Here is a 13,468-nt window from a genome sequence, read left to right on the forward strand (position 1 = left end):
CCGTTCCCTGTTTCCTGCGCTTTTACCGAAGTTGACATGGCTATCGCCAACGCTCGAATTCTGAGCGCATACATTTGTTTGCTTTTTCACTAGATTTGCGCTAGACGCGCACGCCTCGTCGTCGCTTCGCCGCGATCCCCACGCCCGCGCACGTCATCAACGCCACACCCAAACCAACATAAACGCTGGTGCCCGAGCCACCCGTTTCAGGCAGCACAACGCCCGCTTTGTTTACAACCTTGACTATGGGAACTGTCTTGGTCGTGCCGTTGGCACCTGTGATGGTGGCCGTTTCAGATTCCAGTTCCGTTCCGACTGATTGAGGCGTGCCCGTTGAGTCCGTATACGTTTCGTCGGTGCTCGCATCTATCGTTTTGGTGCCCACAATCTCACCGTTTTCGGTGCCATGTGCAAGTTCGATGGTGACAGGTTTCGTGAGCAACGCATGTCCGAGCGGAGCCTTGGTTTCGACCAAGTAGTATGTGTCACCAAGAACGTCAGTGGGAACCAGGTTTTCGAATGCTAGCTGGCCCTCGATCTTTCCCTCAGACGCAGCAGGCGTTACTCCCCCATCTGCCTCGACATACGTACCTTCCAACCCATTCACTGCTACGCCTGTCTCACCTTCCCGGGCTTTTCGATAAAGCTTAAACTCGGCACCCGCAAGACCAGATTCGGTCACTTTATCGCTCGCTTTATCACTCGTCTTCCACAGAACGAAATCACTGCTTGCCGCCTGTACAACGGGATTAGGATATTCCTTGGTCTCGATATCTCCGCCATTCTTTTTGTACTTCAGAGTTGCAATGGCGTTCGAATGAAAGCCTGGCTTCTCAGAGCTGGTTGAATGCGCAGCGTCATAATCCGTGTTCTTATCACCCATAACAGGACTTCCACTAGAGCCACCATCCAGGTAATTGCCTTCCGCCACAGAGTAGTCCTGATAGGCTTTAGCGGTGGTCTTCACGTTAAATGAAAGGGTGACCTTAGTACCAGGTTCTGGTATGTAGTCTGGCTTGAAGATCGCTTTAACCTTTTTGTCTGCAGAGACGTAATTGACGGACTGGAGAATGCCCTGGCCTGCGGGCTTAATGCCAGCTGGGCTGGTTTCGTCTTCTGGCCCAAAGAGCACCGTCTCGGTACCCCCAGCATCCTTCACGATGACCTTAAGATCAGGTTGAGCATCATAGTAGTCAACGTAATCGCTCAAAGTGTCCTCGATGGCAAGATCAGAGTACATGCTGTCATACATCACTCTAGTGATGGCTGCTTTTAGCGAGTTTTCATCATCCGCTGGATAATAGTTTTGCGTGCCAGCCATTTCCTCTAAGATATTATGCCCTTTATATTCTTTAATTTCTGACGCAATGCTGATGGTATAAACAGCAAGATTTTCACGACTTTTTATGTACTGGTCAAAATAGGCTAGGGATTGCTCGTACTCTTCTCTCCCATAGTTACTGCCATCACCTAACTTGTATGTGGAGCTGTATATATCTGTAAGGTAATATGTAGGCTCACCATCGGACATAAACAATACTTTTTTCTTATGGCCATTCGCTTTGATCTGTTCGTTGTCCAATTCTTTTCCAGCTTGAATAAACCCCGCACAGTAATGGGTTCCGTTTTTATCTTGTCCAGCGACATCAACATAACCAGCATTTTTCGTCCATTGCAGCAGCGTACCAGCGTCATAATTGGTATTTATGTCGTAGGGCTCGTAGTACTCCCATCGACCCTGGAAGTTCACTACTGCAACATTGTTATTCGGATTCGCAGAAAGAAACTGATATATCAATCCGTCTTTCTTTTTCTCTTCGAATTCATTTTCGTTATCCGTGCCATTCAAAAGCTGTCGAACTGCTTCATCTCGTCGGATAGAGGTTCCATCTGCATTTTTCATGGATTCCTGCATGCTGCCGGACTGGTCGACGACTATCAGCAGGTCGAGGGGTTCAGTCTGAGGGCTGAGCTCGGCGGTCAAATTCAGACGGTAGAGGTCTGTCTTGTCGATGGGATTGCCTTGGGCGTCGGTCGCCTCATCGAGAGTTGTATCGGTGTTATCCACACCGTCACGGAAGGCGTCGATGGTTTTGTTCCATGTAAGCGTTCCGTCGGTATTGGTAGTCGGGATGTCAGGAGTAACAAGCTTATCTCCCTCTACCTGAATGACAGGATGCTCGTATTCAACTGGTGGTTGCTCTGTTCCACCTGACGTAAAGCTGACGGTAGCCTTGTCATTCGAGTGGAAACCCGGCTTATTTGAGCTAGTAGCATTTGTGCCGTAATCGGTCTTGTCATTACCTGTGATGTCGCCGTATGTATTATCGGTCGCATAGTCATCATATGCTTTGTTCGTAGCCACCACGTTAAAGGAAAGAGCGTAGGTGCATCCGGATTCAACCTCATAATCCTGCTTAAACTTTGCTACTACTTTCCTTGAACTGGGGTAATATGCCACACTTTCCAGCTTGTCCTGGCCGGCGGTCGTAATGCCAATATTGCCATTCTCGTCGCGACCATAGAGCAGCGTTTCTTGACCCCCAGCATTTTTCATGACAACCTGAAGGTCAGGTTGGCCGTTGTAGTAGTCAACATACTCGCTCAGGGTGTCTTCTATCTTCAGATTGGTGGCATATGCGCCCATGACGGACTCTAGCAAGTCTTTTTCCAGCTCATCCTTATTGCTGGCGGGAAGATATCGCCCGCCGCTCGCATTCGCCATTTCCTTCAGCGTTGCGTCTTCACCAGGCAACGCTGAACCTCTACCGGTAAAAATACCGACAGTGTAGACATCAACGGTATTATTATTTGGCCAGAATGTGTTTGCAAAGTACTTCTTGGTTTCGTCTTTGCTGGGCCCTGTCACGTCGGGATTCATATATCCGTACCCGCCGCCTTCTTTTTCTCCTTTTTCAACGTCGCCGGTTGGGTAGTAAATCGTCGGAACACCGTCAGAAATGAAGATCAACGCTTTTTTATTATTCGCCGTCGATTGCTTGAATAAATCCTCTGCTTTCTTCAATCCGGCTATATAGTTGGTGTAATGATCCCCTGTTGGCACCAGTATCGGTAGTCCATTTACCTCTTCCCATTTCGTTCGTAATTCTTTTGCTTGCACGTTTACTGGATCACATGTGCCAGATACCCAACCTCCATCGGCGTTATCTTTATTCTTGCTTAACGGTTCTACATCTGTTAGATATCCCGTTGTATCCGCATCTCCAAAAAAGCCCACAACTGCAACTCGGTTCATTTCATTCATACTCAAAAAGCCGTTGATGATTCCTTTATCAGCGCCTGTATCGTTCAGGATCTCCTCAACCGCGACGTCCCTTCTTTTCCGATCCCCCATGTCGTTGCCGCTCATGCTGCTCGACTCGTCCACAACGATCACGAGGTCAATGCCTTGCGTTTCAGTCTTCAGAGTGGCGTCCAGATAGAGACGGTAGAGGTCCTTTTTTTGTTCGGTAGGAGTTTTGTTGTCCAAATCCGTGTCGGGATTGTCCGCACCTGTATCATCGCGGAGAGCGTCGATGGTCTTTTTATGCGAAGTCAGCTTTGCAACGTTTTTGTTAGCAGAAGCAGCTCGGCCGCTCGCGCCAACTCCACCGCCCGCATTCAGCACTTGCGGCTTCATGAACATATCGGAGAAGCTGTTTAGAGTAAAGCTGATGTCTTGGCCATCGTTGTTGTTGGTGGTTTCTGCCTGCACCGTTTCCAGCTCGTCGCCAAAATGGACGATTTCATAGGTTATATCTTGCTGCTGACCAGCGCAGCTAATGGTCACCGCAACCGGCGCAGCGGGCTCCACTTCCTGGACCCCCACATAAAAGCCCACATCAAACAGGCGGATACCATCAGCGGGATCAGCTTCCCAACCGTATTGCGCGGCAGCCTCGGCGTAGCGCTGCTGGTAGTGTCCTGAATCCTTCGCGTATTCGGTAGCCCGCAGCTCAGCACCCTCGGGCAGCTGAGCCTCAGGCTCATAAACCGCCTTCACGGTGTATCCCTCGCCCTGGAAGGTTTGGGTGATTTGGTTATCGCTTTGCGCCTGGGGCTCGCCAGCGGCCTGGCGGGCATCCATCATTTTTTGCAGCACTTCTGCGTTTTCGGGGACCTCTGCGTAGCCCAGGATGCGCGCGTCAGCGCGAGCGTAGTCGGTGCGCTGCACTTTGCCGGCGTGGCTTTCTTTGTCTTCCACATCGCCCAGAATTACGCGAATGCGGTCGGGGTTGCTTTGGTCGGCGGGCAGCAGCGCTTCCACGATGCCAACATGGTCGGCCAAGGCAGTAACTTCCGTATAGGCGGCCGTCACCTGATCTTGTGCTGCTATTTCTGCACTCTGCGCGTCCTGTGCGGCAGCTTCTTCGGCTTGCGCGGCTTCCGCACCCTGCGCCTCGGCAGCTTCAGCCTGTGCCTGTGCCAGAGCCTGTGCGGCCTGCGTGCGGGCAGTTGCCACCTTTTGCGCATCTTCGTCCTTCGCGAAGAACACCACGTCACCCGGCTTGGGCTCATAACCACTTTCCACGGGGTGATACGACCCATATTCTGGACTCTGCAGCGCTTGCGTCCATTCGGCGCATGTCTTGCCGACCGGATAGTCGTTCGCGCCGGCGTAGTGCAGGCAGAAGGCCGCGAAGGACACGCTCCAGTCGGCATAGGGGGTACCGGCCCACGCGCCGTAGCGGGTGTAGCCCTTCTGCTCGCCTTTTTCGTTCGCAGTGAGGTTTTTCTGGCTTTCGGTGTAGTCAAGCTGCGACTGCGCAACGGCCACCACATCTTTGGGCCAGGTGCCAGTCAGATTGGCGGGCAGGGTTGCCTCCCAGTCCTTCGCCGTTTCGACGTCGGCCTTGGCGTCGCCATAGCAGCTTTCGCTGTGGGTGTGCTCGGGGGTGGTGCAGGTGAGGGTCTTCTCGTAGCACGCGTCGGTGTGGGTGTGGCCTGGGGTCTCGGGTTTTTCGCACACGAGGGTCTGCGTGGACTGAGAGCCTGTTGCCTGCGTGGATCCGGAGGCCGCCGAGGGCGTCTGCGAGGCTTCGAGTGCGGATGTCGGCGTCTGCGCCTGCGGCTGCGACACCGCGTAGCAGCCGTTCGCTATCGAGTGCGTGTGAGCTTCCAGCTCCTCCTGCCCGCACTTCAGCGTCTTCTCGTAGCAGGCGTCGCCGTGGGCGTGCTCGACGAACCCGCAGGTGGGGTCCCCCGTCATGGCAATGCCCGTGTTCTTCAGCACCCAGAACACGCCGAGAACGACAAAAACCGCAGCGAACGCCGCCACGGTAAGCGCGATCCTTTGCAGTTTTCTGTTCTCGCGAGCAGCCTCCAGATAAGCCCGCATGGCACCCAACCACCTTCGTACTCCACGCCAGCGCACCTGCGACCAGGGAGTACAGATGCACTTGCGCGCTGACTTGCATGCGCGGCGCGGTCTGGTTCACCGCAAGGCGCTGCTCGTCCAGCATGTCCAGCGTTATCAGTACCGATGATTGTAAGTTAGATGTTACTCTAAGTCCACAATTGGGGAGTAATTGTACCCCCTCCCCCATTATGGGGATTATTTTGTCACCCCTCCCCCATTGGGGGGCGCGGGGATGGTGGGGGCGCTGGGAGCGCGGGGTGGTGCGGGACGCCGGGGGCGCGGGGTGGTGCGGAGGTGCGAAAGCACGGGGAGTGCGGGCGATAGAGAATGTGAGCGATAGAGGGCTTGGGGTCAGATCCTTCGACTTCGCGCCCTTCGGGCGCTGCGCTCAGGATGACACTAAGGGGGGCTTGGAATCTCGCATTGACAGACCGCACGACGAACCACTGCGGCACCGCGCGACGGGCCGTGTGATGGGCTGCCGCTGTCATCTTATTTGTAAGGGGCCTGACTGTATTCCCACCGCGTTTTCTGCGTGCTAGAATCGCTCGCGTACCAGCAAAGTCCGCGCGGGCGGCGCTTCGAGAAAGGAGCGTTGCCATGGTGACAATTCTATATGCCGCTGCTGCGGTCGCCACAATAGCAAACTTCCTTCTGGAGGTTTGGCGAGAACTTCGAACCACGCGAACGGATGACGAAGGGAGAAAGGTGCGGGACCAGAGCTAGCTGATCCCGCCATTTCATACACACCTGCGCCGCCCGTACCCCAGTTAAGAATAGACGGGCTTTGCTGGTACACCCGCATTATAGCAGCGTCGAGCCGCCATGGGAATGCGTCACGGCCCTGTCTTTTTCGCGGATTGCTGGCCGCCGAACACGGCGAGAGCGAAGCGAGCCACACGGGCCACCATTGGGCGGCGCATCTACCTTGCCAGCATGCGGAGAGGATTGCACTGGCCCCATTTGCTTCCTTTATATACGTATCTAAACCGTGTTAAAATACGGATTAAAAGCAACGAGGAACGGAGCTTTCATGGTAGCTGTGGTAGAAGGAAAGATCGCATTCGGCCGCGACCAGGTGGTCACCTCCACACAGGCGAGCAAGAACTTCGGGGAGATGCGCCGCCGCGCCAAGAGCGCGCCGTTGTTCGTCTCTGATCGGAACGACGGGATTGACACCGTGATCGTCGGGTTTGACGATTTCGAGCAGATGGCGGTTGAGCTCGAGCGCCTGCGGGAGGAGCGCCTCTACGCCATCGCGGCGACGCGGCTGACGGAGGGCGACGCTGACCCCAATCGCAGGGGGATACCTGTCGAAGAAGCCATCGGGGGCGATGCGTTCGCAAAGCTTGTCGAAGACGAAGTCGCTGATCCCGTCCCCGATTCGGAGCTCTTCTCATGACGAGCACGCGCTTCAAGGTCGAGTTCTACAACAGGGCGGCTTACAAAGAGTATCTCGCACTTAGCGGATCGACGCGCACGATGGTCGACAAGGGAATCGCCCGCCTCGCCCTGCGCGCCGACGAGATCGGAAAGCCGCTAGCCGGCAAGCTCGCAGGCTGCAAGGAGCTGAAGTTCCGAGCAAGCGGCATCCGCATCATATTCAGGATACGCGAAGGCCGCGTCGAGGTAGTCCAGATCATCGCCATCGATCAGAGGGACAAAAGCAAGGTCTTCGCAAAAGCGTCGCAAAGGCTCAAAAGCGGTCAAGAAGACGAACGCCCTTAGGCGGCACCGTGCCCTCGATTTGACGCTGAGAGACGCGATCGGCTAGGCAAGCCATGGGCAAGGCCTATGCGAGGCCCTATCCTATGGCTTGCAAGGTCTTGTCTACTGCTTGCAGATTCATGTCCACGAAGCGCGGCTTCACGCAGGCAGCCAGTGCGCCTTTGAGCTCCTCGACCGTGACGGGGATATGATTCTGCGCGATGGCGCAGGTCAGAAGCACGGTGTTGAGCGCCTTGCGATTGCCCGCCTGCTCCGTGAGAGCCGCGTCGTCAACGGGCACGAGCGCCTGCCCTGCGCCGAGGGCGCCCTCGATGCCGCGCAGCACGTCCGCCGCACGATAGGGCTCCTTCGACAGCGCCGCCGTCACCGGCTGCACCGGCGTGGTCGCCGTGACCAGCACGCCGTCGGGCGCGAGGAAGGGCAGCACGCGGGCCGCCTCGCCGGGCTCGAACGCGATCACGAGGTCGGCCGTGCCGCGCGTGAGCAGCGGCGCGTGCACCTGCTCGCCGTCGCTGCCCATGCGCACGTGCGAGATCACGCTGCCGCCGCGCTGCGCCATGCCGATCGTCTCGGCCGTGCGCACCTGCCAGCCCTTGCTCTGCGCCGCCTGCGCGAGCACCTTGGCGGCGAGCACCGTGCCCTGGCCGCCCACGCCCGTCAGCAACACGTTGATCATCGGGCGCCTCCTTCCGTTGCCTCGCTTGGCGCGCCCTGCGAGCTTGCCGACGCCGCCGCGCCCTGCAAGCTTGCCGACGCCGCCGCGCCCTGCGAGCCTGCCTGCGCCGCCGAAGGAGATCCTTCGACACGCTTCGCTCGCTCAGGATGACATGCTGCTGCCGTTTCCGCGTTCGCCTCCGCCTCCGCCTCCGCTTCCGCGTTCGCCCCATTCGGCGCGTTCGTCACTTCCGCTTCCGCGTTCGCTTCGTTCGGCGCCGGCACCGTGATCGCCTCGAAGGGGCACACTTGCGTGCACAGCGCGCAGCCGTTGCAGAGGCTCGCGTCCACGAACGCCTGGCCGCGGCCCTTGCTGCGCGGACCCTGCGCGTCAGCGTCGAACCCGATGCCCGGGCAGCCGATCTCGGTGATGCACTTCTTGCAGCCCGTGCACGCATCGGTGCTGATGAGCACCGCGGGCTCGGGCTTCTTCAGCTGGATGCACGGCGAGCGGAAGATGATGGCCGACGGCCCCTCGAAGTCGATGGCCTCGCGCGCCGCGCCGAGCGACTCCTCCAGGTTCAGCGGGTCGGCGAACGTGATGCACTCCACGCCCATGGCCCGCAGCATGCCCTCGATGCTCACCGGCTTGCGCCGAGGGCCCATGAGCGTGACGCCCGTGCCGGGATGCGGCTGCGAGCCAGTCATAGCCGTGGTGGCGTTGTCAAGCACCGCCACCGTGATGTCGTGGCCGTTGTACACCGCGTTCACGATGCCCGTGATCCCGCTCGCGAAGAACGTGGAGTCGCCCACGAACGCCACCTGCTTCTTGTGCGGCTCGGCCACGGCGAAGCCCTGCGCCATGGTGATGCCCGCGCCCATGCACAGGCAGGTGTCCACGGCGTCGAGCGGCTTGGCGTTGCCGAGCGTGTAGCAGCCGATGTCGCCGCAGAGCACCGCGTCGCGCTTGCCGAGCGCGCGCTTCACCGCGTAGAAGCTGCCGCGATGCGGGCAGCCCGCGCACAGCACGGGCGGGCGCACCGGCAGCGGCCCCTCGTAGCGCGCGGACGCGGCCTCCGTGCACGCCTCCTCGACCAAAGTGGCGAGAAATGCGCGATCTGATACCGCGCGTGCGCCGCTTTCCCCTTCCGAAACGGAAGACGCTTCCTCGCCCAAATTCTGACCTGCGGTTTTGCCGAGCGTCGTGCCCGTTGAGTCGCCGCTGCGCACCTCTCCGGTATCAGATCGCGTGTTTCTCGACGCTTCGCCCGAGAAACCGTGCTCATCGAAGAAGCGTGCGATGCGCAGGGCGACGTCCTCGGTAGTGTTCTCGCCGCGGTCGCGCGCGTCGCCCGTGAGCTTGCCGAGCACGCGCACCGGCAGCTGGCGCGCGCCCGCGAGCCTGAGCAGCTCGTCCTCGAGCACGTAGTCAAGCTCCTCGAGCACGAGCACGGCGTCAAGCCCCTCGGCGAAGCGCGCCACGGCGTCAGCCGGGAAGGGGTAGGGCGTGCCCACCTGCATGAAGCGGTACGCGGGGACAGCTGCGCCGGCAGCGCGCGCCTCGCACTCGATGATCGCGAGGGCCTCGCGCGCGTACGCCGCCGACACGCCGCCCGCGAGGATGCCGAGTCGCGGGGCGGGGGCTGCAGCGGTCGCAAGGGCTGCGGGGGCTGCAGCCGCGCCGCTGGCGGTCGCGGGAGTTGTGGGGGCCGCGAGCGAGCCGACGGCAGGGGCGGCGTCAGGCGAGCCACCGGCAGCCACGACCTCAGCTGCGGCCGCACTACTTCCCGCGCTCACGCCGCCCCCTTCGACCACGGGGTTGAACGCCGCAAACGCGGGGTCCTCCGCAAAGTCGCGGGCAATCTCACGCAGGCGCTCGTTGATCTCGCCGTGCGCCTCGAAGCTGCGCCGCGGGAAGATGACCCACTTCGGATCCTTCGCAAAGCCGTCTGTGGGAACGGGGCGCGCCTCGGTTTCGTCGGCCACGTCGAAGAACGTGGACGCGTGGCAGATGCGCGTGGTGGGGCGCACGATCACCGGCGTGTAGTAGCGCTCGGACAGCTCGAAGGCCGCCTTCATCATGGCGAAGCCCTCGTCAGGCGTGGAGGGGTCGAGCACCGGCACCTTCGCGAAGGCGGCGAAGCGGCGCGTGTCCTGCTCGGTCTGCGAGGAGATGGGGCCGGGATCGTCGGCCACGAACAGCACCGTGCCGCCGCGCACGCCCACGTAGTTGAGCGACATGAGCGCGTCGCTCGCCACGTTGAGGCCCACCTGCTTGCACGTGAACAGCACGCGCGCGCCGCAGTACGCCGCGCCCGCGACCACCTCGAGGGCCGCCTTCTCGTTGGTCGACCACTCCACGTGCACGCCGCGCGCCACGCCCGCCGCATGCCGCTTCGCCACCGTCTCGATGACCTCGGACGACGGCGTGCCCGGATAGCCCGCCACCACGCGCACGCCCGCCTCGAGCGCCGCGTGGGCGAACGCCTCGTTCCCCATCAACAGCTTCTTCGTCATTCCGCTTTCCTTTACGCTTCGCGCGACTCCGCGCGCCCCTTCGCACCACCTTGACGGCCCGCCGAGCTCCGAGCCGCCCCACCGGGCCTCGACACCGGCTACTCGCCGAACCTTGACAGCTCCATCAACGACTCCGTGCAAAATAATCTCGGCAAATTGGCAGAAATCTTCAGATCTTTGTCGATTTCTGGTGGCCAAACAAGGTTCCTTCTGTTTGTTCACACATCAGTCGCATATGCCTATAGTTCTGACCTGCCCTTTTACATTTTCACATAATCAAGGGCTCGCGCAGAGGCTCCCAACAGGCCTCGATGTTGACAAAGATCTGACGATTTCTGCCAAAATCGCCTCGGAAAGCTGCACGGCCCGCCTCCGCGATCGAAAACGCCTTTTAGGAGCCCTTCCGATCTTGCCCGTCGCCCTCCGGCGGGCGCCAGGCGTGCTCGGGGCGTCCGCGCCCGACACCACCGCCCGGGGTGTCCCACCGCCCCGCTGGAACCCACCGCTGGGACCCGCCGCCGGGACCCGCCGGCGCGCCCTTACGCCTCGGCCATCGCGCGCTTGAAGTCGATGATCTTCTGCTGCATGGCCGCATCGCCCGTGCCCATCATCTGCACGGCCAGGATGGCGGCGTTCTTCGCGCCGTTGATGGCCACGGTGGCCACCGGCACGCCCGAGGGCATCTGCACCATGGAGAGCAGCGAGTCGAGTCCGCCCAGGTCAGAGGTCTTCATGGGCACGGCGATCACCGGCAGAGGCGTGAACGCGGCCACCACGCCGCCAAGGTGCGCGGCCTTGCCCGCAGCCGCCACGATCACCTTCATGCCGCGCTCGTGCGCGCCGGACGCCCACGCGTGCACGACCTCGGGCTTGCGGTGAGCGCTCGCCACCTTCACCTCGTACGGCACGCCGAACGCCTTGAGCTGCTCCATGCAGGGCTCCATCGCGGCCATGTCCGACTGCGACCCCATGATGATGCCGACCAGCGGCGTCTCCTGAACCTCCGCCATCGTTCCTCCTTCGCGCGTCTGCCGGCGAACCCGCCGGCGCATTTGCCAACGGAGACCATGGTAGCGCATTTGCGGGCCCAGACGCGGCGGGGCGGCGCCTGCGCGCCACGTCAGCCCGCAAAAGCACCGCCACCATGCACACGAGGAGCGGCGCGCCGTTGAAGAGGGGCACGCAGTAGCGCGCGTCGAACACGGGCGCGATCACGCAGAACCCCAGCAGCACGATCGCCGGGACGAAGAGCACGCCGCAGCGCAGGCGTCGGCGCCACATGACGAACAGCAGCGCCGCCGGCAGCCAGAGCGCGTACACCACCACCAGAAGCGGCAGGTCGAGCACGGGAACGTGGGCGATGGCGTCGTAGGCGTCGGCCATGCCGTTGCGCAACCAGTCAAGCTCGTCGGGGTTCCACAGCATGTAACGGTTGTCGGGGCCCATGTGCGTGTCCACCGTGACCATGCGGATGTTGGCCGGCGCGACCGGCGCGGTGTAGAACCCCGCGAGCGACATGAGCGCGCCCAGATACGCATCGGGGTGGCGCAGCCCCTGGGCCGCCCACGTCTGCAGGTAGCGCACGATGTCGGCCGTCGATGCGTCCAGGTTGTAGCGGTACTTCACCTCGTCTTGGAAGTCGAACGTGAACTGGCTGGGGAGGTTGTCGTACTCGAGCAGCGCGTCGATGGCCTCGCGCTCCTCGTCGGTCACGTCGCAGCCGTAGTAGGTCACGTAGTACGCCGTCTGCTGGAAGAGCGGCCCGAGCACCTCCTGCTTGCCGCCCGGCGCCACGTTGAGCAGCGGAAACACCAGCATCGGCAGCAGCGCGAACATGATGGTCACGCAGAGGAGCGCCTGCGCGACGAGCGGCTGCCAATGCGCGCGGTACACCCACGCCGCCGCGAGCGCCGTGGGCACCACCACGTACAGGCCCGTCTTCTTCGTGAGGCACAGCAAAAGCGCCACGAGCGCGAACAGCACCACGGTCCGCGTGCGTGCAAGCGAGGCGCCGCGCGTGCGCACCACCTCGAACAGCATGATGAGGTACGGGATGTAGAAGAGCCCGAACAGGCTGTCCTTCACCATGCACAGCGCCCACGTGGACACGAACGGCATCAGGCAGAAGAACGCGTACGCCGCGAAGCACAGCACAAGCGGGCAGCGCCGCACGCGCAGGTAGGCCACCGCCGCGGTGAACGCCACCACGTGCGCCGCGCCCTGCAGGCACACGAACGTGAACACGCCTGCCATCCAGTTGCCCGTGAGCACGTCGGAGGCCATGCCGAACGCGCCGTAGATCAGCGTGTCGAAGATGGGGTGGTGATCGCAGAAGTAGGCGTCGGTGAGCGTTTTGTCGTAGCACTCCGCGTACGGGATGATGGCGATGGGGTGGTTCTCGGGGTAGCACTGGAAGATCTGGTAGTAGGTGTCCCAATAGGTGCCGCCCGGGTAGTTCGCGATGAGCCAGGGGAGCCAGAACAGCGCCATGACCAGCGCGAACAGCGCGATGCTGCGCGGGCGCCACGCGGGGGTGAGCCGCGCGAGGAGCGGCTCACCATCCCCACCCTCATCCGCACGGCAGCGGATGGCCACGCGGATGAGCCCCTGGTCAACCGCCAGCAAACACACGCCCGCGATGATCGTGGAGGCGACGCAGAGCAAGACGGTGGTCGGGCCGTCGAACAGCGGCCAGCCCTGCCCCACCACGTACGAGACACCGAGCACGCCGAGCACGGCCACCACTGCGGATATCCCCAGAAGCGCAGCCCAGTCACGCGCCGCCATGCCCAAGCGCGCGAAGAGATCCTGGCTGTGACGCTCCTCAAGCGAGATGGAACCTGCCTCCTCAGACTCGGCAACTCGGCATGACTCGGTGTGACGCGGTAGCAAAAGAGCCCCTCAGCGAGGGGCTCTTGCAATTGATGGTGGTCGGAGGGGGACTTGAACCCTCGGCACGCGGATTTTCAGTCCGCTGCTCTACCAACTGAGCTACCCGACCAAAGGCGAGAAACTTCCGTTTCTGACGCGGTGATATATTTTAGCGCCTCGCGCGCCGGTTGGCAAGGACTTTTTTCGGCATACCGAGAATCACCTGGCCGGGGGCCCGGGGGGCGGGAGCTCGGGGACCCGCGCCGACCGCCGCCGCACGCGCCGCCAGGTCCCGCGCCGCCTGCCGCCGGGCCCCGCGCCATCGCGCGCGCCGCCGCG

The 13,468-nt window shown here is 61.3% G+C and carries 6 protein-coding genes, 1 tRNA gene and 1 pseudogene; 2 read left to right on the forward strand and 6 right to left on the reverse strand.

Going from position 1 to position 13,468, the window contains the following annotated elements; translation table 11 throughout:
- Positions 1–100: 100 nt before the first annotated feature.
- The gene (locus G7Y50_RS10290; protein ID WP_165056574.1) at positions 101–5,338 is read right to left on the reverse strand and encodes a SpaA isopeptide-forming pilin-related protein; all 5,238 of its coding nucleotides are present in this window, start codon (positions 5,336–5,338) and stop codon (positions 101–103) included.
- A gap of 1,054 nt (positions 5,339–6,392) precedes the next feature.
- Between G7Y50_RS10290 and G7Y50_RS10295 the strand changes: the two genes are divergently transcribed.
- Positions 6,393–6,761: a hypothetical protein gene (locus G7Y50_RS10295; RefSeq protein ID WP_165056573.1), complete on the forward strand. Its 369-nt coding sequence runs from the start codon at positions 6,393–6,395 to the stop codon at positions 6,759–6,761.
- Positions 6,758–7,087, forward strand: coding sequence for a type II toxin-antitoxin system RelE/ParE family toxin (locus tag G7Y50_RS10300; RefSeq protein ID WP_165056572.1), 330 nt, complete (start codon positions 6,758–6,760; stop codon positions 7,085–7,087). Before G7Y50_RS10295 ends, G7Y50_RS10300 begins: the two co-directional genes overlap by 4 nt.
- A gap of 76 nt (positions 7,088–7,163) precedes the next feature.
- Here G7Y50_RS10300 and G7Y50_RS10305 read toward each other — a convergent pair whose 3' ends face one another.
- The 5 genes and pseudogenes from G7Y50_RS10305 to G7Y50_RS10320 all read right to left on the reverse strand — a co-directional run bounded on the left by G7Y50_RS10305 (position 7,164) and on the right by G7Y50_RS10320 (position 13,259).
- Entirely contained in the window at positions 7,164–7,763 is a 600-nt protein-coding gene (locus G7Y50_RS10305; RefSeq protein WP_165056571.1) for an indolepyruvate oxidoreductase subunit beta, read from the reverse strand.
- Positions 7,760–10,258, reverse strand: coding sequence for a thiamine pyrophosphate-dependent enzyme (locus G7Y50_RS10310; protein WP_241156616.1), 2,499 nt, complete (start codon positions 10,256–10,258; stop codon positions 7,760–7,762). The genes G7Y50_RS10305 and G7Y50_RS10310 overlap by 4 nt, the downstream gene beginning before the upstream one ends.
- A 539-nt stretch (positions 10,259–10,797) precedes the next feature.
- Positions 10,798–11,268 carry a 5-(carboxyamino)imidazole ribonucleotide mutase gene (gene purE / locus G7Y50_RS10315; protein ID WP_165056570.1) on the reverse strand — a complete coding sequence of 157 codons (471 nt, stop codon included), beginning with the start codon at positions 11,266–11,268 and terminating at the stop codon, positions 10,798–10,800.
- A gap of 115 nt (positions 11,269–11,383) precedes the next feature.
- Positions 11,384–13,045, reverse strand: a pseudogene (locus G7Y50_RS12090) (DUF6020 family protein); the annotation flags it as partial.
- A 138-nt stretch (positions 13,046–13,183) separates the two neighbouring features.
- Positions 13,184–13,259 (reverse strand) — tRNA-Phe (locus G7Y50_RS10320).
- Between the last annotated feature and the right edge of the window lie 209 nt (positions 13,260–13,468).

The organism is Adlercreutzia sp. ZJ176 (genome assembly GCF_011038975.1).
In the GTDB taxonomy this organism is placed as follows: Bacteria; Actinomycetota; Coriobacteriia; order Coriobacteriales; family Eggerthellaceae; genus CAAEEV01.

Bases quoted from the DNA above. Each gene is read 5' to 3' on its own strand.
- G7Y50_RS10290 (WP_165056574.1), bottom strand. From the start codon at position 5,338: ATGCGGGCTTATCTGGAGGCTGCTCGCGAGAACAGAAAACTGCAAAGG.
- G7Y50_RS10295 (WP_165056573.1), top strand. From the start codon at position 6,393: ATGGTAGCTGTGGTAGAAGGAAAGATCGCATTCGGCCGCGACCAGGTG.
- G7Y50_RS10300 (WP_165056572.1), top strand. From the start codon at position 6,758: ATGACGAGCACGCGCTTCAAGGTCGAGTTCTACAACAGGGCGGCTTAC.
- G7Y50_RS10305 (WP_165056571.1), bottom strand. From the start codon at position 7,763: ATGATCAACGTGTTGCTGACGGGCGTGGGCGGCCAGGGCACGGTGCTC.
- G7Y50_RS10310 (WP_241156616.1), bottom strand. From the start codon at position 10,258: ATGACGAAGAAGCTGTTGATGGGGAACGAGGCGTTCGCCCACGCGGCG.
- purE (WP_165056570.1), bottom strand. From the start codon at position 11,268: ATGGCGGAGGTTCAGGAGACGCCGCTGGTCGGCATCATCATGGGGTCG.